The following is a 24,982-nucleotide window of genomic DNA, read 5'->3' as shown; positions in this document are numbered from 1 at the left end:
TGTAGCAATCATGGCTGAAAAGAGTCTTTCGATGGTTGTTGGATTATGCGGAATTATTAAGGCAGGTGCAGCTTATGTCCCAATAAATCCTGATTATCCTGAAGACAGAATACATTATATTTTAAAGGATTGTTGTCCTAAGGCGATAATTGCTCATGATTTTAAGTTTGAAACTGATGTACAGGTGGTTGATATAGAAGACTATATGGGACTTGAAGATGATGCTATAGATATAGCTAATAGTCCTGATGATTATGCCTATGCAATATATACATCCGGAACAACAGGTCAACCAAAGGGCACTATTATTAGCCATAAAAACATAAATAGATTAGTAAAAGGTGTTAGCTACATAGATTTGGATGAAGATACCAGGTTACTTCAGACAGGATCTATAGCCTTTGACGCTTCTACATTGGAGGTATGGGGCACTCTATTAAATGGAGGATTGCTGGTTTTAGCAGATTCTGACAAGCTATTGGATTGCAAATTGCTAAGGGAATGTATATCTGAAAATTCAATTACTACAATGTGGCTTACTGCAGCACTATTTAATCAGATGATAATGATGGATAAATATATTTTTTCCGGATTATCTCACTTATTAATAGGAGGAGAAAAACTAAAGGAAGATCATGTACGACTGTTTAGGGAGAATAATCCTAATATAAGACTTACGAATGGTTATGGACCTACAGAAAGTACAACATTTACTACTACATACGAAATACATGCTGTAGATGGAAATATACCTATTGGAAAGCCTATAGAGAATACGCAGGTTTATATTTTAGATAAAAATAACAAACTGTGTGGTATAGGCATGGCTGGTGAATTATGTATAGCCGGTGATGGATCCTCAACATCGCAAATATTAAATATATCCAACGAATAGCCTTTATTTTGCTCAAATGGTTTAACTACAATATTTCCATCTTTATAAACTGCACGAAGCATATCATGATGTTTTGTCAAAGCTTGCAATATAAGCTCTGTCATATTCTCATCATCCTGCGTATTTATCATTATTGACTGATTAAAGTGCCAGGGTTTTGGAAGATTCCAATTCTCAAATTCATGTATTATTGGTGTTTTCTGAACCTCTCCGGATACCTCTCCCTGCTCATATTTGACATTGTCTTCAGCAGCTGCTGTCATAGCTATTTTTCTTGGGCATCGACCTGTCATTACATCCTTTACACTAATCAAGTGATTACTCTCTCTAACATTAGATACAATTCTTATTGCTTTTATAGAGTCACCACCCAGTTCAAAAAAGTCTTCATCAACACTTACACTTGAGATCCCAAGAATATCTTCAAATGCCTTACATATTGCCTTTTCAGCATCTGTTTCAGGTGCAATATATTCAGCCCTGTTGTTTGTTTTGATTTCCGGTAATGCTCTCACATCAAGCTTTCCATTAGTCGTTACTGGAATTTTATCTATCTGCATCATATATGCAGGGACCATATAATCAGGAAGGTTTGTCCTTAAGACAGCTTTTATATCTTCTAAATCCAGAACTGTATCGCTAGTCATGTATGCATATAACGCTTTATCACCTGATAAATCTTCTTTTGCCACAACAACACAGTCATTAACATTCTTATATTGGCGGATAGTACTTTCTACTTCCTCTGGCTCAATACGAAATCCATGAATTTTTACCTGATTATCATTTCTGCCAAGGTATTCTATATTTCCATCTGGCTTCCATCTGGCAACATCACCGCTAAGATACAGCTTCCCTTCCCCGAAAGGATTATCTATAAATTTCTCATTTGTAAGTTCTTCTCTATTTAAATACCCAATTGCCAATAGCTTAGGTAGAAGTTTCATAATTATAGTTTCAATTATGATATCTGCATTAGTTATTTTTCTGAATTTTGTAACAAATAATGACATAGTAGCCCAGTATGAAGAAGCTCAAAAAGGGATTTATCACGATTATGATGCACTTATCACTTCTGATGATCTTACCTTTAAAGTAAAAGATCTAAAATACAAAAAAGATAATACAGAGGATTCCATAGAGCTAACTTATTATGTAATCGAAGATAAGGACAATAAAAATACATATTATAAGCTACTCGGAACGGATGTTAAAAAACTAGTGGATGCGGGACTTATCACACTCCAGTCTGAGTTAGGAAAAAAACCGGTAATTATCAGCAAGAGCACAGCATCAAATAATAAACTTGCCGCTAAGGATAAAATAAATTTTTACACGATGGAGGGAGAAAAAAAAATATCCATAACAAATATTTGTGAGGATAAAGGTTTGTTCCAGGCGGATTCAACATTTCCTTTGGTGATTATGGATAAGAATTTGCTTGTAAAGAAAACGGGCATTGATAAAAAGGCTGTTTCCGCAATGCTTCTTAATTTAAAAGATGACGTTGATATAACTGAATTCGCAAGAACAATTAAAAAAGATAATAAAGGATTTACAGTTAGAGATAATTGAAAATTTAAGAGGCTGGACTACAGGAATGGCAGTGCCGGTATTTGTAGTAGATACCAAAGGTGGAAAAGGAAAAGTTCCTATGCAACCAAATTATATAGTACATTCGGATTCGAAATCATTGGTTCTTAGAAATTATTTGAACGAAAAAATAGAGTATAAAGAATCAGAGTTTTTACTTGCATAAATGTGCGGAGTATTTTCAAGAAAGGGGTTAGGTTATTGTGAAAGAATATGACATTACTAGTTTAGATGCAAACATGTCTTCTTATGATAAAGGAAAGAAAAAACAAATAACAATAAAAATAAATAATAATACTATTGATTATTTTAGAGATTTATCAGAGAAGGTTGGGATTCCTTACCAGACCCTTATGAATTTGTATTTAACTGAATGTGCAGAAAGCAATAGAAAGTTGAAAATGGTTTGGGCATAGAAGGTAAGCGGTAAATAAAAAGCCCTCTAGTTGGTCGCTTACAAATGAAGTACAAAAAGAAAAGACTCAAGCTGCGTAGAAACTTGAGTCTTTTCTTTTTATTCCTCGCCCGTATATGTTCTAGTATAGTGTACCATGCTTACTTTCTTGGCAATCCCCAGTATAAACAATGCTGCCATAATAGCAATTGCTGCTTCAAAACTGAAAAAGCTTACTACTATTGCAAATAATAATAGGAAAATAGCTGCAAACTTTACTGTAAACTTCCCAGATAGTGATTCGATATGACACATACGCTCATCATGCATTTCGTTATAGATTTGTGTAAGTTTCTTATCATCCTTAAGAGCATTTGAATACTTTACAAGATGATAAATACTTATGATGTCCAATACGATTACCATTCCTATTACAAATCCCTGCATGAAATCAGCATAATTAGATGTTGCATACCTTGCAGTTATAGTTGGTCTCTGTGACACAAAATACAATGCTGCACTAAGTAGTATAATTCCAACATATGCAAAATTCTGTTTTTTAATTGATTCTCTCATCTGATTCATTTTTTTGTTATTCATTAGTCTTCTTCCTCCAAGCTCTCAAAATCAAATACTTCCTCAATGTTCATATTGAAGTGATGTGCAATCTTATACGCTAATATCAGAGACGCTGTATATTTTCCTACCTCTATAGAGGTAATTGTCTGACGCGTAGTTCCAACAATATCAGCAAGTTCAGATTGCGAAAGTTTATTCACTTTCCTTAACTCCTTTATTTTGTTTTTCATGACAGCCTCCATACTCTTGCTAAGTTTGCTTTGCAGATTTAGTATAGTTTGCTTTGCATATTATGTCAAGTTAACTTTGCATTATTTTTTATCTTTTTTTAAAATCATCCGTAAGCATTAAAGAGGAAGCCCACACAGAATACCATTTTGAAAAATCAAGAAAGTTTAAGACTTTTCCTACTTTCTAAACTTTTAGTCAACAAAGTTCCTGCAGATTTAATCTGCAGGTTTTCTTATGCAATAGCCGTATCTGATTGCAAATCAGATTTTTCATTATTATTTGATACCTTAGGCTGCTCTGGCATAGGAAATAGATTATCAAGTAAGTGCCTGTTTGCTTCAATCTGATCTATTTCGTATTGTCTGTACTCTTTAGATCATCAAATTAAAAACATTAGCTCTGGATTCTTGTTATATATAGAGTCCAGAGCTTTTTTGGTCGTCAGATTGGATTTTTTCTCATAAACAAATCAATAGACATAAAACCAAACAGATATTGTGTTTTTAAAAACAGATAAGAAGCATAATACAGACATAAGGAAAACACAAACACCAAACACAGATGAGGAGGAATATACCATGAGATTTAAAGATGTTCAGGATACAAGAAAAGCAGAAGTAAGAAAAGAGCAGAGAGATGCAGCTGTCCAGAAGATATTTTCACAGTTTATGGAGAGACTTTCCTGTGTAAACATGTGTAACAGAAAAGCCGTAATGGTATTTGGTGCGACATTTACTATCTGATATATATTAAAGAGAGACTTTGATGCGCATGATTCAGTATGAATTGTGCGCTAAATTTTTAATATATATAATAAATATGTGATTCTTTAGCGTAAATCGTGGGGCTAAAACAATAATGGTCAAGGTGATAGATTATGCAGGATGAAGTGGTAAAAAAGATGGATGTAGCGCTTTCAGATTATCTTTTCCGGCAGCGTGAAGAGGAGTATGTTCATGCAACACTGCCCCAGGAGATGTCAGGCTTTGAATATGTAAAAAACGGTGATATCAAAGGGCTGAAACGCTTTCTTGTAAGGCATAGAAAAGCTGAGTTTCCTAAGCTGTCAGAATCTCCGGTACAGCAGGAGCGATATTTATTTGTATCAGTTATAACTACTTGTTGCAGAGTTTGTATTGAGAGTGGGATGCCATCCGATGAGTCCTATGGATTATCGGATCTCTATATCTTGAAGATGGACAGCTTAAAAACGACTGAGGATATAAAAGCTCTGTACGAGGAGATGATGCTTGATTATGCAGGCAGGATGAAAGCATATCATGAAAATCACACGGATTACTCACCCAAAATCCTTCAGTGTATGGAATACATTGAAAATCATATGCATAATAGGATCACAATAAAGATTATTGCTGACGAAATCGAGATGAATGCTTCATGGCTTTCTACTGTTTTTGCAAAAGAAGTGGGGCTATCAGTATCAGATTATATAAGGCAGAAAAAATTGACCGCTGCAAAGCACCTGCTTTCATATAACGAATATAGCTGCACAGATATAGCTGAATACCTGGGGTTTGCCAATGAGAGTCATTTTTCAGCGCTTTTTAAGAAGTATGAAGGTGTTACACCTAAAGAATATAGAAAGAAAACTTATAACAAAACATTTACCAGTATGGGAAGGAGAGAGTGAGTATGGCAGAGAAGATCGTTCAAACAGCAGGAAGGGATCAGCTTGGAGATTTTGCTCCTGAGTTTGCACATTTCAATGATGATGTTCTCTTTGGTGAGAACTGGAATAATGAGGATATCGACCTAAAGACCAGGAGCATTATTACTGTGGTTGCGCTCATGGCACAGGGGCTTACAGATATTTCCTTTAAACATCATCTTGAGAATGCCAAGAAAAATGGTGTTACCCAAAAAGAGATTGCAGCTGTGATAACACATGCAGCATTCTATTCAGGATGGCCTAAAGCTTGGGCAGCATTCAGACTGGCAAAGGAAGTCTATGAAGCTAACTAAATGGAATAATATTCATGGATTAATGAGAAAATCCGGATTCTTGTCACGTAGAATCCGGATTTTATTTGTATGAAGAAAAGTGTTTCTTATGAGGGGGGTTATATGTTTTGTTCTATGATGTTATCTTACATTGGAAATCGTAACTTAAAGTGAAGTTTATATGTTTTTTATGTGAATTCGATAATCATTACTTTGCAAAGATGAGAATTTATAGAAATTTAATACTTCCCAAGACCTTTGCATTAGATCAAATATTTTAAGGTTAAATATACCGATCATGCAGATGGAGGTGTTTATGGGAAAAATCAGCAAAGCCATCGAAAAGAAAAAGAAAGGAGCTTCTGTAAGCCTTTCGAATGGAAATATGGTAAACGATTCAAAACATACTATGAAGGATTGAAGACGATCCGAAAACTCATGAAATAAAAAGATTATTTTAATGAGTGATGGGAACTACATCAAGTGATTGTACACTTTTTGGATATACGGTATAATGTATATACATTAAAAGGAGGTGATCACATGGAACAGGTTGCAATAAGGGCCTGGGGTAATAGCCAGGGGATTCGAATACCTAAGGATATATTGGAAAAATTGCAGTTAAAGGTTTCTGATGTGTTGGATATAGAAATAGAAAATGACACTATCGTGCTTAGAAAACAGTTTGTTCATAAAACTTTCGAAGAAAGACTTGCAGAGTTTAACGGTGAAATAACAGTTTGCGATTTTGATTGGGGCGAACCGGTAGGGAGAGAGATTTTATGAGCGAGTATAATCAGGGGGATATTATAAGGATTACAGGTTTCAAAAGACAGCTGTTCGTTATAGTTAGCAAAAATGCTTTTATAAACGCAACTGGCATATTTCATGTATGTCCTATGCTTTCTAATATTCAGGCGGGGCCTATACATATTCCAGTGTGTGGGAAAAAGAGTGAATCAGGGACTGTAATTTGCGAGCAGATTAAAGCAATAGATCCTAGGGCAAGAGGATGTAATAGAGTAGATTCTCTTGCATATGAGGACATTATGAATGTATCAGATGCGGTGCAGGGAATTTTTGAGTATGATTGATAATACATTTTAATTTCGAAATAAAGACTGTGATAAAGGCTTATGTAGCTTCATAGTCTTTTTTGCTTTTACTTGTTGGTGGCAGCTGAATTGCAGGAGCCATACATCGAGGATTAAATTTTTTTATGATTTCACTTGAAAACAATTTTTAATCATATTCTCGCACATAGCCCGCTGCTTCATCAACTGTTTTAGCAATTCAGAATCCGAGAGGCCAACAAGACGTTTTCTGAAGCAGTATCTGCAGTACATGGCGCAGACATTGGTGGAGAGTATAAGGGCTGTCTGTTTGTATTTATGCTGAACCCCCCCTCACATTTAGTGTTTTCGCATTCTCCACTTGTATCATAGCTTCCGTTTTGCAATAGTTCTTCCTTAGAAGGAATGCACATTTTTGCAATGGGATCCTCAGGATCATTAATATCTATCAGTGAAAAATAATATGGAGTTATCATCATGGGATAACGTGAGACTATTTTTTCAAGCTTATCTGTTTCAGAAGAGGACAGCCCTAGTTTATCACCCAGTTGTTTTGCGGTTGTAATGGAATTACTTAACTCGTTCTGCCAGCTCAAATTAAATACCTCCTATTAGTGTCCAAATGTATTGCTGGTAACAGCAGCTGCTTTTGCAGCGACAGTGTTAGTTGCCGCATAAAGAGAGTTTGTTGGTGCAACGGGACTCATAAGAACTCTTCCGGTTCCTCGGTATACATTTACCAGACCTTCGCCGCTTACTGCGGAACCTAAGAGTGTCTTCGTCGATTTTTCAACAGTAAACTCAAGATTTGAAGACCAGCATACTGCAAGGTTACCATCAATCTTCAGAGTTTCATTGTTAAGTTCCACTTCTATCATTTCGTCATATGGAACATTACTCTCAAGTGCTGCTATACCACTTCCTGAAAGGCTGAGATTAAAAAATCCTTCTCCTCCGAGTGCTGCTGATGACAGGTTTTTCCTTGCAACCACTGAATTTTTAACCGTTCCGGAACATGCGTAGAACATGCCATCCTCTATAGTAATCCCGGATCCCCATGAACCTACATCTACAAGTATTATATACTTATATGTTGGTTCAAGAACAAGCCATCCATTTCCTACATATTCAGGCTTAACAGCGGACTCTTTGGTAACAGCTCCCTTTACCATCTTTCCGAAAAGATCTCCCACACCTTTTATTCCTGATGTTGCCCGAACATCTCCTGCCATCCATTGCATAGCACCTGCCTGCACAATTGCAGAATTGTTCTCATCAAGCTCTATTACCACCTGCCTTCTTCTTACTCCCATCTTGCCCATAAAATACTCTGCTGTAGCATTTGCCGGTGATACGCTTGAATCTTTAATGTATTCAAGTACATGAAAATTCCCCATATTACTGACAAATTTTCTTCCCTCATTTTCAAAATTTCTGATATTCATTTTATGTTCCTCCTCACAATATAATAATATCATATATTTGGAAAACCCTGTAGATAAATACCTGAATGATGATTTGCATAAGGGGGATTTTTCTTTTATTCCGGATATCGGCAATAAGAGAAATTGGAAGACAGAGTAGCTGTATGGTTAACATCAACTAACAAAAATGTCTGATAAAAAGGCTTGACAAATACTCCCCTCTAGTATATATTGCAGATGGTAGGGGGGACTATAGAGCTCTTTGCAAAGCACTGCGGTCCCAATATCAAGATCAAGGCATCAGGCGGAATTGCATCCATTGAAGATGCTGAGAAGTTTATCGAGCTGGGAGCTCACAGACTTGTAAAGATTGTCAAAAACATGTGATAGTACACAGGACTATTTAGGAGCGATAAATGACGCAGTATATTGTTACGGGAATGACCTGCGCTGCATGCCAGGCCAGAGTTGAAAAGGCGGTAGGAAAGCTACCCGGGGTAAAAGAGGTGAGTGTTTCACTTCTTACCAATTCTATGGGTGTAGACGGTGATGTCAGCGAAGCTGATGTTATACGTGCTGTAGAAGAAGCAGGCTATGGCGCAAAGCCAAAGAATGCAGCAGATGCAAAAGAGAATAAGGAAAAGCACAGCGCTTCCGCTAAGCTTGCTGCGGAGGAAGAAGCCTTAAAGGACCATGAGACCCCAAAGCTTGTTAAGAGGCTTGCCTGGTCCATAGGATTTCTTTTAATCCTTATGTATCTGACCATGGGGCACAACATGCTTGGGTTCCCGGTTCCGGCGTTCCTTGAGCACAATCATCTTGGACTTTCTCTTACGCAGATGCTTCTGGCAATAATCGTGATGTATATTAACAGAGCATTCTTCATCTCGGGGTTCAGGACGCTTTTCCATGGGAGTCCCAATATGGATGCTCTGGTGGCTCTTGGTTCATCGGTATCTTTTGGCTGGTCACTGTATGTTTTTTATAAGATGACCGTGATGATTACTCAGGGAACACCTAATTCGGATCTTATGGAGATTTACCACAGTCAGCTGTATTTTGAGTCAGCGGCAATGATTCCGGCCCTTATCACAGTAGGTAAGACCCTGGAATCAATGTCCAAGGGAAGAACAACAGATGCGCTTAAGAATCTTATGAAGATGGCCCCCAAGACCGCCACGGTAGAGCGTGATGGGAAAGAGATTTTGGTGGATATCGACGAAGTTCAGACGGGAGATGTATTTGTTGTAAAGCCCGGAGATTCAATACCTGTAGATGGAACAATCATTGAGGGAGATACTGCTGTTGATGAATCGGCCCTTACAGGAGAATCAATACCTGTAGATAAATCCGTAGGAGACAGCGTAAGTGCTGCAACCATAAATCAATCCGGATTCTTTAAGGCGAAAGCAAGTCGCGTCGGTGAAGATACAACCTTTTCACAGATCATTCAGATGGTCAGCGATGCTGCAGCCACAAAGGCACCAATTGCCAGAATAGCAGATAAGGTTTCGGGTGTATTTGTACCGGCAGTTATAGCTATTGCAGTCATAGTTTTTATCATATGGATGGTTCAGGGAGCCGGAGTGGTGTTTGCTCTTGAACGGGCTATAAGCGTGCTTGTTATAAGTTGTCCGTGTGCATTGGGACTTGCAACACCCGTTGCGATTATGGTTGGTAATGGTATGGGCGCCAGGAACGGATTTCTGTTTAAGACCAGTGAATCTCTGGAGTCTACAGGAAAAGTTCAGATTGTGGCGCTTGATAAGACAGGAACAATAACTGCAGGTAAGCCTGAGGTAACAGATGTAATTCCTGTAGACGGAGTCACAGGAAAAGAACTTGTTACTGCAGCTTACCTTATGGAAGTAAGGAGCGAACATCCTCTGGCAAAGGCAATCGTAAACTCTGTCCCCAATCCGCCATGCCCGGTGCATCCCATCATTAACTGGAAGGCGCTTCCGGGAAACGGAATATCCGCCGAGCAGGATGGTAAGGCTTTGTATGCAGGTTCCGGAAAATTTATCCGCACTGTATGTAAGATAGATGCTGCTATGGAGAAGAGAGAAAAGAGCCTTTCAGAAGAAGGTAAGACCCCGCTGTTTTTTGCAAGAGATGGGAAGCTTCTCGGGATAATCGCTGTTGCTGATGTTATCAAAGAAGATTCTGCTCAGGCTGTAAAAGAACTTCAGAACATGGGTACCATGGTTGTCATGCTTACCGGTGATAACGAAAGGACAGCCAGGGCAATCGGAAAGCAGGCTGGAGTAGACAGAGTCATAGCAGGTGTTCTTCCGGAGGGTAAAGAATCGGTTATTAGAAAACTTCAGAAATATGGAAAAGTCGCAATGGTAGGTGATGGAATCAATGATTCACCTGCACTTACCCGCGCAGACATTGGCATAGCAATCGGTGCAGGAGCTGATGTTGCAGTGGATTCCGCTGATGTTGTACTGATGAATTCAAAGCTTACTGATGTATCAGCAGCTATAAGGCTCAGCCGGGGAACTCTTAGGAACATATATGAGAATCTTTTCTGGGCATTTGCCTATAATATTATTCTCATCCCCATGGCGGCAGGGCTGTACCGCGGTATTCATATGAATCCCATGTGGGGAGCAGCGGCAATGTCCCTGTCAAGCTTCACGGTATGTATGAATGCGCTCAGACTTAATCTTTTCAAGGTACATGATACATCTCATGACCATAAGATGAGACATCCTGCTTCGATAGAGGAAGTAATAGATAATAATAACAATAACGAAATGGAGGAAAAGACGATGACAAAGACACTTAAGGTAGAAGGAATGATGTGTGAGCACTGCGAGGCCCGTGTAAAGAAGGCCCTTGAAGCTATTGCAGGTGTTGAAAGCGCTGTGGCTGATCACAACGCTAATACAGCAGTGGTAACACTTAGCACAGATGTAGCAGATGATGTGCTTACAAAAGCTGTAGAAGATCAAGACTATAAGGTGTTGGGAGTGGAATAAGCTATGACTTCAAATATCATTATCATTGCAGTAATTGTTATCATTTTTATTGTTGCACTCAGAGGTTCGATCAAGCATTTTAAAGGAGAAGGCGGATGCTGCGGAGGCGGAGGCGGGACCGTTAAAGAGCCTGATAAAAAACTATCCGGAAGTGTGATCAGGACAAAAGTATTCAAGATTGACGGAATGCATTGCGAAAACTGCACCAATCGTGTGAAGAGGGCAATCAATAGAATTGACGGAGTATCTGCTAAACTTAATCTCAAAAAGAAGCAGGCAGTTGTGCAGTATGAAAAAGAAGTAGAAGATGAAACTTTGATAAAAGAGATAGAAGGACTGGGCTATAAGGTTGTATCAGTACAATAAAAAGCCGGTACAATGATGATTTGCAGGAGATTACTTATGGCAAACAAAAAGACAATGAGAACAGCAGCACAGAAAAAGGCTCTGATTAACCGCTTAAAGCGCCTGGAAGGACAGATACGCGGGGTGGAAAAGATGATTGAGGAAGACGCATACTGCAATGACATCCTTCAGCAGTCCATGTCAGCTGCTTCCGCAATAGATGGCTTTAATCAGGAACTCCTTGGATATCACCTGAAAGGATGCGTTACTGATGGAATAAAAAACGGAGATGAAGAAATCGTTGATGAACTATTAAAAACGATAAGAAAGCTTATGAAATAATAGTTTTGAAAATTTTTGGCAATTTTAAGTTTACGGAACAGGATATACTTCGGCACAGTATAACCTGTTCCTTTTTTTGTGTTATGAGCTATACAAAATGTTGCGCAAGTTGCGCAAAAACACAATAAATTTTGTGATTATTCAACAAAAACAGCAGAACGAAAATTGTGACTTAATACAATGGATAAGCTAACTTTTTAAGTGTTATACTAACAGAGCATTAGTTGCGCAAACGGTTGCGCAACTGTTGCGCAAGGAAATCAGGTTTAGCAAAAAGGGAGGATACAAATGAGAAGGGTTAGCTTGAAGAGAAAAGCGGCAAGGGGGATTAGTGCCACCCTTATGTCAGTGATGACACTGGCACAGATTGGCACATCTGTTTGTGCAGAAGAAATGGACTATGCAGCTCCGGAACGAAATTGGAAACTTACTCAGCTTGTAGTAAATGGGGATTTTGAGACAGGCAATACGGAAGGTTGGGAAGTTAATCTTAATAACGCTGATGGAGATAGCGCAGGTACTAAGATTAAAATCGATGAATGGGCATCAAATAATAAAACTCAAATATTTAATTTTTGGAATAATCATGCAGATGCCGAGGACTTTTGTCTTTCGCAGAATATTGAAAAGGTGCCTGCCGGCACATATAAACTTGCTTTTGATGCCGATGGTGCTGAGGCTGAACCCGGAATAGTTCTGAAAGTCTGTGATAAAAGTGTTGAGTATACTACTACAGGTTGGGACGCTTGGTCTACCTACGAAACCGAAGAATTCACTCTGACAGAAGAGAGTGACATTACAATCGGCTTCGAAGGCAGTATTAACAGTGGTTATTGGGGCGATATAGATAATGTCTGCCTTTATACGGATGGTGAAACAGGTACTTCTACTGAAGGTGAGCATACTACGGTAGGCGAAAAAACTTCAGAAGATGATCCGAAGAATACTGAGGGCGAAAAAACGGAAAATGACAAAAAAGAAGATACATCAGTAAATGCAGAGATTTTTGTTGAGAAGGTTCCCGGATGCGATGAGAACTTTATCACAGGAGTAGATGTGAGCTCATATATCGCACTGAAAAATGGTGGTGTAAAGTTTTACAACTATGAAGGGGAGGAGCTTGATGACCAGGGATACTTTAATTTTCTTAGTTCTTGTGGAGTTAATTATGTTCGCCTTCGCGTATGGAATAATCCTGGTGATGAGAATGGCAACGGATATGGAGGAGGAAACTGCGACCTCGAGAAAGCTAAAACAATCGGACAGTGGGTCACAAATGCGGGAATGAGAGTGCTCATTGATTTCCATTATTCAGATTTCTGGGCTGATCCCGGAAAGCAGACTGCACCTAAGGCTTGGGCAGGTATGGGAACTGATGAAAAGGCAGCGGCACTTAATGAATATACAAAAGTAAGCCTGAAGTCACTTCTTGACGCAGGTGTCGATGTAGGAATGGTACAGGTTGGTAATGAAACAAATAACGGAATTGCCGGAGAGAGCGAAAGTGCCGGTATGGTGAAATTGTTCGCTGCCGGTGCACAAGGAGTAAGAGCGGTTTCGGAAGAAACAGGAAAGGATATTCTTGTTGCAATCCATTTTACTAACCCTGAAAGCGGAAGATATTCAGGATATGCCCAAATGCTTGAGAATGGCGGAGTTAATTATGATGTATTCGCTTCTTCTTACTATCCTTATTGGCATGGAACAATAGACAACTTAAACAGCGAATTATCCAAGGTGGCTGAAAAATACAATAAGAAAGTAATGGTTGCGGAAACCTCATATGTTTACACACTTGAGGATGGAGACGGCTGTGAAAATACAGAAACAGAGGCTGATTATACTGAAGGAAAAGATACCTTCAATTTTGATGTATCACCTCAGGGTCAGGCTGATTCAGTCAGAGCGGTAGTTAACGCAGTTGCATCAGCAACTAACGGTATCGGTGTATTTTACTGGGAACCCGCATGGCTTCCTGTTAACCAGGATAAAAAAGATGGACTGAGTAATGAGGAGTTCCTTGCCATAAATAAGGGAAACTGGGAAACCTACGGGACAGGCTGGGCTACAGACAATGCAGGCAGCTATGACGAAGGCGCAAGAAAATATGGCGGTGGCGGCGCTGTTGTTGAAAATGAGGCATGGTTTGATTTTACAGGACATCCCCTTGCATCCGCAAAGATGTATAGCTATATGCGAACAGGCGCAAAGGCTGAACTTAAGATAACCGGCATTAGCACAGAAAAGGTAACCGCAGAGTTTGGCGAAGAGATAAAGCTGTCTGATACTGTTACTGTAAAATACAACAACAATACTTCAAAAGAAGTGGCTGTTGCATGGAATAGTGAAGAACTCGAAGCTGCGAAAAATGGTGGTGCCGGTGAGTATACCATCACAGGAACGGCGGATGTTGACGGTGAACAGGTGGAAACAACCTGTAAGCTTGAAATAAAAGCAAAGAATTACCTTGTTAACCCCGGATTTGAGGAAGGAAAGGACGGATGGGAGCTTACATCCGGCGTTGAAACAAATGAAATTGCCATAAAGAAGGATTCATCCAATACTCACTCAGGTGAGTGGTGCATGAAGTTCTGGAACGAAACTGCTTATGAATTCGACATTAAGCAGACAATTACGCTTGATAAAGGCATATACAGTCTGAGTGCGTTTTTAGAGGGCGGAGATGCCGGTGAAGGTGATGAATTCAAGCTGTATACAATTCTTGATGGTGAAGAAACAGCAGAAAACACTACATTAAATGGTTGGCAGGAATTTACAAATCCTACAATAAGTAACATTGTAATCAGCAATGATGGTACACAGCTGACAATCGGAGCCTATACTAAAGCTTCTGCAAAGTGCTGGGGAGCCTGGGATGATTTTGCACTGATAAAAACAGGTGATGTTGTTCAGGAAAAAATTGAAGAGCCCAAGGATGATTCAGCTAAAAAAGAGACAACCGACAGCAAAGATAAAACCGGTAATGAGACAACAGAGACAACCGGTAGTAAAGGTAAGACCGGTAATGAAGCAACAGAGACAACCGGTAGTAAAGATAAGAACGGTGATGCGACAACAGATAGCAAAGATAAAACCGGCAATACAACAAGCGATAGTAAGGCCTCAAATACAACCATAATTCAGGATAATAAAACACCGGCTGTAGATATACCTACAGAGGAAACAGTAGTAAAGGTTACAGAGGTTAAGCTCAACAAAAAGAAGAAGACACTGAAAGTCGGTAAGAAGTATCAGCTCAAGGCAACAGTTAATCCTACTGATGCAACAAACAAAAATGTGTCCTGGAAGAGCAGCAACAAGAAGGTTGCAAAGGTTAGCAAAAACGGAAAAGTTACGGCTGTAGGAAAAGGTAAAGCTACAATTACAGTTGTCACAAAGGACGGAAAATTCAAGGCAAAATGCAAAATAACAGTTAAGTAATACAAAAAGCAGAAATGTTTCTGATACGGGAAACATTTCTGCTTTATTTTTTTGTCGATCTACAGAGTTTGTCCATTTAATATACTGACGGGAATGATTACATGCCCGGTCTAAGGATTTGTTTTACTGGTATCAAAAGGTCATTGCTACTAATGGCAAAGGTATGAAATAATAATTACATATGCAAAGAAGGTATTTTTGATTATCAGTATTATGGGAAAGGAGTAATATGGGATTATTTGATATGTTTAAGAAAGAAGAAAAGGCTACTGCCATGTTTCCTATATCAATGAAAGCTACAGCAGAAGGTGAGATAGTAGCAATGAAGGATATACCGGATCCGGTTTTTTCACAGGGAATGGTTGGGCCATGTGTTGGTATAGAGCCAAGTAAAGGCACGGTTGTTGCGCCATGTGATGGCAAGATTGCAACTCTTTCCGATACACTTCACGCGTTCGGAATGGAGTGCCCCGGGGGAGTACAGCTTCTTGTTCACATCGGCATAGATACAGTCGAGATGAAAGGTGAAGGCTTTAAGGCATTTGTAAAAGCAGGTGATAATGTGAAGGCAGGTCAGTCTATTGTTGAAGTTGATCTGGATAAGGTAAGAGAAGCCGGTCATCCTACAGTTATTATGACTGTTGTGTCAAATGCAGGTGAATTCAAAAACGTATCATTCAGGGAACAAGGACAGGTAGCTTTCTCCGATGACCTGATCACGATTGAAAATTGATATATCCGGGAAACAGTAATATAAGAAATATGAAAATTGATATACCTGTATGGGACGAAAAATCCAAGAAATAAAATATATACATGAGGAGTATAAATTATGGAATATAAATTGTCAGAAATAGAAAATAAGCGTATATGGGGAAGATGTTCTTCCTTAGATGACTGCACTACATTATTTTGGACCGGGAGTGGAATAGAAGTAAATGTCAGTGCGGGATATCTGTATGCAGATATAGAGTCTACCTTTGGAACACTTGAGTTGTGGATAGATGTTTTTGTTGATGATGCTCGTATAATGCATTTCCCCCTTCAGGAGGGCAGACACAGATATCAGCTGATGCGGGGATTTGATAAGTCACATGTTACAAATGTCAGGATTGCGAGAAGTACACAGTCCATGATGGAGGAATGTGCTTCTGTAATTAAAATATTCTCTTTTGATACAGATGGGGAATTCCTTCCTGTTAAGAAGAGGAAGTACAGTCTTGAATTCATTGGTGACAGTATTACATCAGGGGAGGGAGCGTATGCGCTTTCGCGTGAAGAATGGATACCCACAGTTTTTGACAGTGTAAACAGCTATGCATATATGACTGCAAAAAAACTTGATGCGGATTACAGTATTCTGAGTCAGAGCGGACAGGGAGTGTATGCTTCCTGGGATGGCAGTACCGAATGCTCACTTCCGAAGGTATATCCCTATGTGTGTGCTGCGCAGATATCTGAGGATGCCAAAAAACTCGGATGTATGGATAGCTGGGATTTTAGCAATAATGAAAAGGATGCCATTATTATCAACCTTGGAACCAATGACGGCGGTGCAATGAAACTGGACAAATGGAGTAAAGATGAATTCCTGCAGCAGTTTAAAACCTGTGGAAATCATTTCCTTAAATCCGTAAGGGAGAGTAATCCAAAAGCAAAGATTATCTGGGCATATGGAATGCTTGGAAATGAGATGGAAGAGTATATCTGTGAAATTATTGATACATATAATGCGGAAAATGATGATAACGTTATATATCTGAGGCTCCCGGATTGCTCAGGAATACACGTAGGTGCAAGGCTCCATCCTGATCCGGAAGGTCACCGTATAGCGGCGGAAGTACTATCGGATTGTCTCATGAAGAGTATGTGACACTTTTTGCCGGATGAGGCAGTAGTTAAAGCGCTTAAACTTAATAACAACAAAACAAGTTGAATAAAAATTCTGTAAATTTCAAATATTGTATTGACAAAGATTTTCATTTGGCATAACGTAGTAGTTGCTTGTGACACTGTAAACTTATTTTTTTAGAAAGGAGGTAAACGCAATGATTAAGACTAGACATATTGATGGACTGAACATGGTAATTGTGGTTACCTCGCAGAAGTTTGCCAAGTAATACTATCAGGCATATTTTGGCGTGGTATCCGCTCAGGAGACCACGCCTTTTATATTATTGGGCACATGCGCGCGATGTGCTACAGGCGATAACTAGGCGATAGGGTCTCCGATCCTGTCGCTTTTTTATTTCATAGGAATTGCCTATGAAATAAAAACCGCTCCGCTTAGGTTGCTGCTCATCTGGGGGATGAGCGTTTCGCAACGAGCGAAATGGAGTGTAGAGCGCACAACTGTGCGTTTGTAGATAGAGAGGTAAAACAATGAAAAAGTATTTGATAAAAAACTGGTGGCGATACCTGATTGGAGGAATATCTCTGATCTGCAGCACCGCAATTGATGTAATGCTGCCTTTCGTTACCCTGTCCATGGTTGATGATGTTATCGTGGGCAGAAATATGGATATATTCAGGAGAGATATTATTCTCTTTGTTGCAGCAGGCCTTGGAAGAGCCTTCTTCCAGTTTGTTAAGGAGTTCCTGTGTGACATGTCCGGTTGCCGCGTGGCATCGGGACTTAGAAAAGACATGATGAAGCACATATTCTCCCTGAATAAGGGCTATTTTGACAAGACCAACACCGGTGAGCTTATGGCCAGAGTCAAGGATGATGCCGGATCTGTATGGGATCTTACGGGATTTGTGGGCATGCTTTTGACTGAGGCAACCGTTTATTTCATAGGCGTTGTAATCTGTATGATCACACTGAACTGGAAGCTCAGCATAATCCCGCTGGCATTTATGCCGCCTCTTGCATATGTGGCCCTTCACCTTGAAAAAAAGCTGGGCAAGGACTACGACGATATCAGCGAAAGAAACGCCGCTCTCACAAAGGTTGTTGAAGAGAACATTTCAGGTGTCAGAACTGTAAAGGCATTCTCTGCCGAGGGCCTTGAGATGGAAAAGTTCGATGAAAAGAACGAAGCCTACAGCGATGCTAACAAGCAGTTTGCTTCAGATCTTGCGGACAGCGATCCTCTTATCGGCCTGATTCCCAAGATCATGCAGGTTCTGGTGGTGGCCATCGGCGGCTACGCAGCCATCAAGGGCAGCATCACCTACGGAACACTTGTTGCATTCGTGTCATATTCAATCCAGGTAGTATGGCCCATTGAAAATCTTGGTTGGATGCTTTCTCTGGTTTCCCAAGGGCTTGCAGGCTACAAGAAAATTACCAAGGTTATGAAGACCGAGCCCGAGATTACAGATACCCCGGCAAAAGAGATGCTTAAGGAAGCTGGCAAGTCAGGTGAGATCAGCTTCGATCATGTGAGCTTCAAAATTGACGGCAAGACAATCTTGGACGATGTCAGTTTTAACTTAGGAAAAGGTAAGACCCTTGGAATCATGGGTGCCACCGGTGCCGGAAAGAGCACCATCGTAAACCTTATTGAGAGGTTCTACGACGTCACAAGCGGCAGCATCAAGATCGAGGGAAAAGACATTATGAAGATGCCACTTAGCGATGTAAGAGCGTTTTCCTCGGTTGTAACGCAGGATGTATTTCTTTTCTCGGATACCATTACTGAGAACGTCAGACTTGGATTCAAAGACACAATGGACGTAAGAACCGTTAAGTCTGCCATCAAGAGTGCTCACGCACAGGAATTTGTCGAGAAGATAACCGACAGTTATGACGCTGTCATCGGAGAAAGAGGCATCGGCCTCTCCGGAGGGCAGAAACAGAGGCTTTCCATTGCGAGAGCACTTGCCAAGAAAGCAGATCTTCTTGTGTTGGATGACTCTACATCCGCATTGGATATGGAAACTGAAGCTGCAATTCAGCAGGAACTTCAGGAAAAGAATGATATGAGCAAGATCATCATCGGACACCGTATTTCTTCAGTGAAGGATGCCGATGAGATCCTTGTACTTGAAAACGGAAGGGTGGCCGAGAGAGGAACCCACGCTGAGCTCATCAGAAAAGGCGGTCTGTATTACAGCACCTATGAGGCTCAGTATGGCGACTACCACAAAGCTATGGCTGCCTGCGAATAAGGAGGTGCATATTATATGGCAATAAACAGCACCAGAGAGGATGAGGATTTAAAGGAAACCCTAAAGCTTGATGTACTAGGGCGTCTTCTTAAAAATCTTTTGGAATACAAAGGAAAGATTGTACTGGTAACAATACTTATACTGATCACAGTAGCAATCTCAACCACTTATCCTCTGCTGATTGAAAAAGTAATAAACGACGAGATCATAGACAAGAATGAAAAAGGCCTGTTCATTATGGCAGGTATCATGGTGGCCATGGCTCTCATACACTACGCCGCCACCAGAGTCTGGAGGCGCATAATGGCCGACATCTCCAATGACATGATCAGGAACATCAGAAGAAAGCTCTATGTTCACATTCAGGAGCTGGGAGTGGATTTCTTTGATCAGAGGCCTTCGGGCAAGATCCTGGCCAGGGTAACCGGCGACGTAAATGCGCTTAAGGAAGTTCTCTCCAGTACCATTACAACCCTGGCTCCTGAGGCCATAAGCCTTGTGGTGATCCTGGCAATAATGATCATCAAGAGCCCGGTACTTGCTCTTTCTGCGGCAGTGGCAGTTCCCATCATCATGATGGGACTGTTCTTCTGTGAGATTCTTGCCCACAAGAGATGGCAGAAATGGAAGAAGAAGGACTCCAACATGACAGCATTTATCCACGAGGGTATCGAGGGCGTGTCGGTAATTCAGAGTTTCAACGCTCAGGAGGAATCCTCCAGAGAGTTCAACGGAATAGTAGACGAAGTCATCAATGCTTTCAGATCCGCAGTTCTCATTGCTGACTTGTACAGTCCCACAATTGAGATTGCAGGTGGTCTTGGAACAGCAACACTGTATTACCTGGCCGTGACAAAACTCGGTGTGACACAGGAATCACTGGGAACTCTGTCGGCCTTCGTACTGTACCTGGGGATGTTCTTTAGTCCCATTAGGAACCTGGCCAATTACTACAACAAGCTCATAACCAACCTCTCATCTGCGGAGCGGGTTTATGAGATTATGGATATGGATCCTCTGGTAAAGGATGGCGAGAAGGCTATTGATCTTCCGGAGATCAAGGGAAATGTGGAATTTGACCATGTTACCTTTGCTTATCCCGATGAGCCCGATGTGGACATTCTCCACGATGTGAGTTTCACAGCCGGGCAGGGCGAGACCATCGCACTTGTTGGTCCCACAGGTGCCGGGAAGACAACCATTGTCAGCCTTCTTAGCCGCTTCTACAACACTAAGTCGGGAAGAATTATGGTGGATGGATATGACATTAGCAAGGTTACCATCCAGTCTCTGAGAAATCAGTTCGGCATCATGACCCAGGACAACTATCTGTTCTCGGGAACCATCAGGGACAACATCAAGTACGGAAGACCCGATGCCACTGACGAAGATATGATAGAAGTATCCAAGGCGGTACATGCCCACGACTTCATCAGCAAGCTGGAGAAGGGCTATGACACGGTCATCACCGAAAGGGGTGGCGGACTTTCCAATGGCCAGAGACAGCTGGTGGCATTTGCGAGAACTCTTTTGACGGATCCAAAGATACTGATCCTGGACGAAGCAACTGCCAGCATAGATACCGGAACTGAGATCCTGGTTCAGCAGGGAATCGAAGAGCTTCTTAAAAAGAGGACTTCCTTTGTGGTGGCACACAGACTTTCAACCATCAAGAATGCAGACAAGATCTTTGTCATTGACGATGGCGGAATTCTGGAGTGGGGTGGCCACGAGAGCCTCATGGCCAAGAAGGGCGCTTACTACGAGTTGTACTCCGCTCAGTTTGTGAGGGCTTCGTAAAATTTTAAGTATAATACTCCTGGAGCGGTTTTATGGGTTTGTGAGTGTTTTAGGGAACGACTGATTTGTAGAAAACACTAAATATTACAGGACCAATCCTAGTGTCGCGGTAGCCAGAGACTTCTGATAGACACTAGGATTAGGTTCATGTTTGTCAAAAACAATAAAAAGAATTAGCTATTGTTGCAAAAAAATTGTACAAAACAACAATTGTCAAAATAATTGCAAACCGTATACTTATATACAAACAAAGGCGTTTTGATTCACACAGTGTTTCAGAGCGCCTTTTTCTTTTAATCTTTTTATATAACTAATCCTATATAAGTGCGATAAGACAATGGCGTTTTGGGTTGATACCTGAGCGCCATTTTTTTTCTATAGGACAAAAAAGGGTAATGACCAAACAGGAAATGAGAATATGAATTTGGGAGATCTTCACGTACTAAATAATGTGAAGTATGAGGCTTAAGATGGAGAAAAAGCAGACAGGGTGGGAATCCTGCGCTGAGCAATGAGGAGAGTTTTGGACTGATATATGAGAAAAACATTACCGCACATTCCGCATATAGGGATGCGGATTATAAAATCTTCGCTTGGTGTGCTTATCTGTTTTGCAATTTATTTTATTAGGGATAAGCAGGGCACACCATTTTATTCAGCACTAGCGGTTTTATGGTGCATACAGAACCAGACAAAAAACACGGTGGGAAATGCATTCCAACGGACAATAGGAACGGGAATCGGTGCAGCATATGGACTGGTTTATATTCTTGTAAAGCAAAAATTTTCTGTACTTGGTGATAGCTTTCTTCATTACTGCAGTATTGCACTGGCACTAATCCCCATAATATATACAACTGTTGTTTTAAAGCAGAAGAAGGCATCATATTTTTCCTGTGTTGTTTTTCTGAGCATTGTTGTAAATCACCTCATGGATGAAAACCCATACATATTTGTGGCTAACAGATCGCTTGATACCCTGATCGGGATATTTGTGGGGCTTGCTCTTAACTCCATATGTATTCACGGTGAATATGACAGGGATACACTTTTTATTGCAGATGTTGATAGGGCAATGGATGGACTTTCTACAGGAATAACACCGTATGGTCAGATCATGATAAGGAATATGCTTGAAAAGGGAATTCGGCTTACATTCATGACTTTGAGGACTCCTGCGGGATTTTTGGAAGGAATGCCGGACATAAGACCTACGCTTCCTATAATAGCGATGGATGGAGCAATCCTTTATGACATAAAAGAAAACAGATATCCAAAGGTATATGTGATATCAGCAGAACATTCTTCCAATCTGGAGAATTTTATCAGAGACAGGGGATTTAATATCTTTACAACAATAATTCTTGAGGATGTACTTATCATCTATTATGACGAGCTGAAGAATGTGGCGGAAAAAGACATCTATGGGAAAATGCACAAGTCTCCCTATCGCAACTATCTAAATAAAGCAAGACCTGAGGATCATCCGGTCGTATATATGATGTGTATTGATGAGACCGTAAAGATAGAGCAGCTTGTAAAGGATATAAAGGGAAGCGATTTTTATGATGAGCTAAAGATTCTTTCGTATCCGTCAGATGAGTACGAAGGATATTCATACATAAAAATTTATAACAAGAATGCCTCTGTACAGAATATGACAGACTACCTGAAAAATATGACCGGAGCGGTAGATATGATTACTTTTGGTGACAATGAAAGCAACAGGACAGATTACTGTTATACAGAGTGCGACCAAATAGTGCGTAAACTACACCATATGTTTTATTTCAAGAGAAGGGAAAATGCCTATGAACAATGTGAACCTGCTAAAACATACAGATGATGTCAATGCTCTGCTGGCAAGGTATGGAGTGAAATTCGGAATTTATAAAAATAATGAGTTTAAGGAGCAGCTTTTTCCTTTTGATGCCATACCAAGGATTATTGAGCACGATGAATTTGAATACCTTGAAAAGGGACTAAAACAGCGTGTTACGGCACTTAACCTTTTTCTAAGGGATATTTACAGTGATAAGAAGATAGTGAGGGACGGTGTCGTGCCGGAGGATTTTATCTTTGCTTCCAGCGGTTATATGGTGGAATGTGATGGAGTGTATCCGGTAAAAGGGATATATTCCCACATTTCCGGAATCGATCTTGTAAAAGGTAAGGATGGGCAGTGGTATATATTGGAGGACAACCTACGTGTTCCTTCAGGGGCTTCATATCCTATGATCGCCAGAGAATTCTGCAGGAGGAGCTCTCCCGGGACATTTAATGATGTAAGACTTGAGGATAACAGAAATTATGCAAAGCTTCTGAGAAGAACCATGAATAACGTTAATGTAGGAGGACATACAGTTATCCTTACACCGGGAAGGTACAATGCTGCATATTTCGAGCATTCATATCTTGCTGAACAGACAGGAGCCCATCTTACCAATGGTTCGGAACTTATAGTGGAAAATGACAAACTGTACTTTATTACTGCTGACGGAAAGCATGAAAGAGTCGGGGCTGTTTACAGGAGAATTTCGGATGAGTACCTTGATCCCATGAATTTCAACCCTGAGTCCGTCATAGGAATACCGCATATATATGATGTTTTCAGAAAAGGAAATGTTGCTCTGATAAATGCTCCGGGTAATGGAATAGCTGATGATAAAGGAATTTATTATTTTGTCCCGAAAATGATCAGTTACTATCTGGGTGAAGAGCCAATTCTTCATAATGCGCCTACATATCTGCCTTTCTATGAAAAAGATATGAAATATGTGCTCGATAAGTTCGACAGTCTTGTACTTAAGGATGTGGCTGAAGCAGGCGGATATGGAGTAGTATTTGGCTCCTCAATGTCAAAGGAACAGAAAGAGAGTTTTATAAAACTGCTTAAGGCTGAGCCTAGAAGGTTTATCGCACAGGAAGTTATTGATTTCCAGGATTTGGATATTCTTGAAGGCGGAGAGATGGTTCCGAGAAAAGCTGACCTGAGGGCATTTGTCCTGATGGCAGATGAACCACTTGTATGGAAAAGTGGCCTTACACGTTTTTCAAGAAATCCTGATTCGTTTATTGTTAATTCTTCACAAGGAGGAGGGTTTAAGGATACATGGGTATTATCTCAGTAGAACAGACAAACAGACTATACTGGCTGGGCAGATATGCCGAGAGAGTATACACGTTGGTACGATGCTATTTTAAAAGCTATGACACTATGATAGATGAGCTTTGTGACAGTTATCCTGAGTTCTGTCGGATGATAGATATTCCAAACATTTATGCTGACAAGCAGGATTTTATGAAGTCATATCCCTTTGATGAGAATAATCCAGATTCCATAATCAGAAATCTCATCAGAGCTTATGATAATGCCATTGTGCTGAGAGAAAGCATTGGTTCGGAATCTCTTTCATATATACAGCTTGCAATATATGAGATGAACAAAGCAAAGCTCAGCGATGCTCCACTTATTGAGCTACAGCTTGTTATAGACGATATCCTGGCATTTTGGGGAATGATAGATGATAAGCTGGATGATGATCATGTAAGAAACATTATCAAGTCCGGTAAAAGAATCGAAAGATTTGACCTTTATGCCAGGCTTGGTCTGGGAAGAGATGTATTGATCAGAGAGGCAAACAGAATGATCCCCAGGATTGAAAAGAGCGGAATTGATGTAAAAAAGGACAGACTCGAGGAAATACGTAAGGCTGTGGAAGAACAGGAAGTGGATTATTATGGCGTGATAAAAATGGTAGAGGCGCTGATTGCCTAAGGGTTAAGGGGATGTGATG

General features: G+C 40.3%; 25 protein-coding genes and 1 pseudogene. 21 read left to right on the top strand and 5 right to left on the bottom strand.

Annotated features, from left to right (window positions below):
• Positions 1–10: 10 nt before the first annotated feature.
• Positions 11–895, top strand: a complete 885-nt coding sequence (locus BV60_RS0101435) for an AMP-binding protein (protein ID WP_029319041.1) — start codon at positions 11–13, stop codon at positions 893–895.
• On the opposite strand, the gene BV60_RS0101430 is transcribed toward BV60_RS0101435, so the two are convergent.
• Complete coding sequence (locus BV60_RS0101430; RefSeq protein WP_081846529.1) at positions 784–1,908, bottom strand: AMP-binding enzyme; 1,125 nt, start codon at positions 1,906–1,908, stop codon at positions 784–786. The two genes, BV60_RS0101435 and BV60_RS0101430, sit on opposite strands and share 112 nt — an antisense overlap.
• On the opposite strand from BV60_RS0101430, the gene BV60_RS22940 reads away from it, so the two are divergent.
• From BV60_RS22940 to BV60_RS0101415, 3 genes are read left to right on the top strand one after another with little or no spacing between them, the layout of a single operon-like run.
• Positions 1,859–2,470 carry a hypothetical protein gene (locus tag BV60_RS22940; protein WP_029319039.1) on the top strand — a complete coding sequence of 204 codons (612 nt, stop codon included), beginning with the start codon at positions 1,859–1,861 and terminating at the stop codon, positions 2,468–2,470. The genes BV60_RS0101430 and BV60_RS22940 overlap by 50 nt on opposite strands.
• A gap of 25 nt (positions 2,471–2,495) precedes the next feature.
• Positions 2,496–2,654 carry a hypothetical protein gene (locus BV60_RS22515; RefSeq protein WP_081846527.1) on the top strand — a complete coding sequence of 53 codons (159 nt, stop codon included), beginning with the start codon at positions 2,496–2,498 and terminating at the stop codon, positions 2,652–2,654.
• Positions 2,655–2,691: 37 nt separating this feature from the next.
• A complete protein-coding gene (locus BV60_RS0101415; RefSeq protein ID WP_242840919.1) occupies positions 2,692–2,904 on the top strand; it encodes a BrnA antitoxin family protein in 213 nt (70 codons plus the stop codon).
• Positions 2,905–3,002: 98 nt separating this feature from the next.
• Here BV60_RS0101415 and BV60_RS0101410 read toward each other — a convergent pair whose 3' ends face one another.
• Positions 3,003–3,482: a hypothetical protein gene (locus BV60_RS0101410; RefSeq protein WP_026491883.1), complete on the bottom strand. Its 480-nt coding sequence runs from the start codon at positions 3,480–3,482 to the stop codon at positions 3,003–3,005.
• Positions 3,482–3,691: a helix-turn-helix transcriptional regulator gene (locus BV60_RS0101405; RefSeq protein WP_026490098.1), complete on the bottom strand. Its 210-nt coding sequence runs from the start codon at positions 3,689–3,691 to the stop codon at positions 3,482–3,484. Before BV60_RS0101405 ends, BV60_RS0101410 begins: the two co-directional genes overlap by 1 nt.
• 579 nt (positions 3,692–4,270) lie before the next feature.
• On the opposite strand from BV60_RS0101405, the gene BV60_RS22935 reads away from it, so the two are divergent.
• The 5 genes and pseudogenes from BV60_RS22935 (at position 4,271) to BV60_RS0101375 (ending at position 6,748) form a co-directional block, all read left to right on the top strand.
• Positions 4,271–4,435: a hypothetical protein gene (locus tag BV60_RS22935; protein ID WP_156035904.1), complete on the top strand. Its 165-nt coding sequence runs from the start codon at positions 4,271–4,273 to the stop codon at positions 4,433–4,435.
• 134 nt (positions 4,436–4,569) lie between these two features.
• Positions 4,570–5,343, top strand: a complete 774-nt coding sequence (locus tag BV60_RS0101395) for a helix-turn-helix domain-containing protein (protein ID WP_029319037.1) — start codon at positions 4,570–4,572, stop codon at positions 5,341–5,343.
• 2 nt (positions 5,344–5,345) lie between these two features.
• Positions 5,346–5,669 (top strand): annotated as a pseudogene (locus BV60_RS0101390) (carboxymuconolactone decarboxylase family protein); the annotation flags it as partial.
• A gap of 528 nt (positions 5,670–6,197) precedes the next feature.
• Positions 6,198–6,440, top strand: coding sequence for an AbrB/MazE/SpoVT family DNA-binding domain-containing protein (locus BV60_RS0101380; protein ID WP_029319035.1), 243 nt, complete (start codon positions 6,198–6,200; stop codon positions 6,438–6,440).
• Positions 6,437–6,748 (top strand): type II toxin-antitoxin system PemK/MazF family toxin, encoded by a 312-nt coding sequence (locus BV60_RS0101375; protein WP_029319034.1) that lies wholly within the window; start codon positions 6,437–6,439, stop codon positions 6,746–6,748. Before BV60_RS0101380 ends, BV60_RS0101375 begins: the two co-directional genes overlap by 4 nt.
• 191 nt (positions 6,749–6,939) lie before the next feature.
• Here the strand turns inward: BV60_RS0101375 and BV60_RS0101370 are convergent, their stop codons facing one another.
• Complete coding sequence (locus BV60_RS0101370; protein ID WP_029319033.1) at positions 6,940–7,323, bottom strand: hypothetical protein; 384 nt, start codon at positions 7,321–7,323, stop codon at positions 6,940–6,942.
• Between the two features lie 15 nt (positions 7,324–7,338).
• A complete protein-coding gene (locus BV60_RS0101365) occupies positions 7,339–8,172 on the bottom strand; it encodes an AIM24 family protein (RefSeq protein ID WP_029319032.1) in 834 nt (277 codons plus the stop codon).
• 216 nt (positions 8,173–8,388) lie between these two features.
• Between BV60_RS0101365 and BV60_RS22510 the strand changes: the two genes are divergently transcribed.
• The 12 genes from BV60_RS22510 (at position 8,389) to BV60_RS0101305 (ending at position 24,963) form a co-directional block, all read left to right on the top strand.
• Entirely contained in the window at positions 8,389–8,538 is a 150-nt protein-coding gene (locus tag BV60_RS22510; protein WP_330376162.1) for a hypothetical protein, read from the top strand.
• A 29-nt stretch (positions 8,539–8,567) separates the two neighbouring features.
• Complete coding sequence (locus BV60_RS0101355; protein WP_029319031.1) at positions 8,568–11,141, top strand: heavy metal translocating P-type ATPase; 2,574 nt, start codon at positions 8,568–8,570, stop codon at positions 11,139–11,141.
• A 3-nt stretch (positions 11,142–11,144) separates the two neighbouring features.
• On the top strand, positions 11,145–11,507 hold the full coding sequence (locus BV60_RS0101350) for a heavy-metal-associated domain-containing protein (RefSeq protein ID WP_029319030.1): 363 nt from the start codon (positions 11,145–11,147) through the stop codon (positions 11,505–11,507).
• Between the two features lie 36 nt (positions 11,508–11,543).
• Positions 11,544–11,828, top strand: a complete 285-nt coding sequence (locus BV60_RS0101345) for a metal-sensing transcriptional repressor (RefSeq protein ID WP_242840918.1) — start codon at positions 11,544–11,546, stop codon at positions 11,826–11,828.
• Between the two features lie 288 nt (positions 11,829–12,116).
• Complete coding sequence (locus tag BV60_RS0101340) at positions 12,117–15,269, top strand: glycosyl hydrolase 53 family protein (RefSeq protein ID WP_051656426.1); 3,153 nt, start codon at positions 12,117–12,119, stop codon at positions 15,267–15,269.
• Positions 15,270–15,498: 229 nt separating this feature from the next.
• Positions 15,499–16,002 (top strand): PTS sugar transporter subunit IIA, encoded by a 504-nt coding sequence (locus BV60_RS0101335; RefSeq protein WP_029319027.1) that lies wholly within the window; start codon positions 15,499–15,501, stop codon positions 16,000–16,002.
• 99 nt (positions 16,003–16,101) lie between these two features.
• Entirely contained in the window at positions 16,102–17,142 is a 1,041-nt protein-coding gene (locus tag BV60_RS0101330; protein WP_029319026.1) for an SGNH/GDSL hydrolase family protein, read from the top strand.
• Positions 17,143–17,651: 509 nt separating this feature from the next.
• Entirely contained in the window at positions 17,652–19,385 is a 1,734-nt protein-coding gene (locus BV60_RS0101325) for an ABC transporter ATP-binding protein (RefSeq protein WP_029319025.1), read from the top strand.
• Positions 19,386–19,400: 15 nt separating this feature from the next.
• On the top strand, positions 19,401–21,185 hold the full coding sequence (locus BV60_RS0101320; RefSeq protein ID WP_029319024.1) for an ABC transporter ATP-binding protein: 1,785 nt from the start codon (positions 19,401–19,403) through the stop codon (positions 21,183–21,185).
• A 571-nt stretch (positions 21,186–21,756) separates the two neighbouring features.
• Positions 21,757–23,031, top strand: coding sequence for an FUSC family protein (locus BV60_RS0101315; protein WP_197029480.1), 1,275 nt, complete (start codon positions 21,757–21,759; stop codon positions 23,029–23,031).
• A complete protein-coding gene (locus BV60_RS0101310; RefSeq protein ID WP_029319022.1) occupies positions 22,997–24,316 on the top strand; it encodes a circularly permuted type 2 ATP-grasp protein in 1,320 nt (439 codons plus the stop codon). Before BV60_RS0101315 ends, BV60_RS0101310 begins: the two co-directional genes overlap by 35 nt.
• A complete protein-coding gene (locus BV60_RS0101305; RefSeq protein WP_029319021.1) occupies positions 24,298–24,963 on the top strand; it encodes an alpha-E domain-containing protein in 666 nt (221 codons plus the stop codon). The genes BV60_RS0101310 and BV60_RS0101305 overlap by 19 nt, the downstream gene beginning before the upstream one ends.
• Positions 24,964–24,982 lie beyond the last annotated feature (19 nt).

It is taken from the genome of Butyrivibrio sp. AE3004, from assembly GCF_000703165.1.
In the GTDB taxonomy this organism is placed as follows: domain Bacteria; phylum Bacillota; class Clostridia; order Lachnospirales; family Lachnospiraceae; genus Butyrivibrio.
This window is presented reverse-complemented; position numbering and strand designations above follow the sequence as displayed.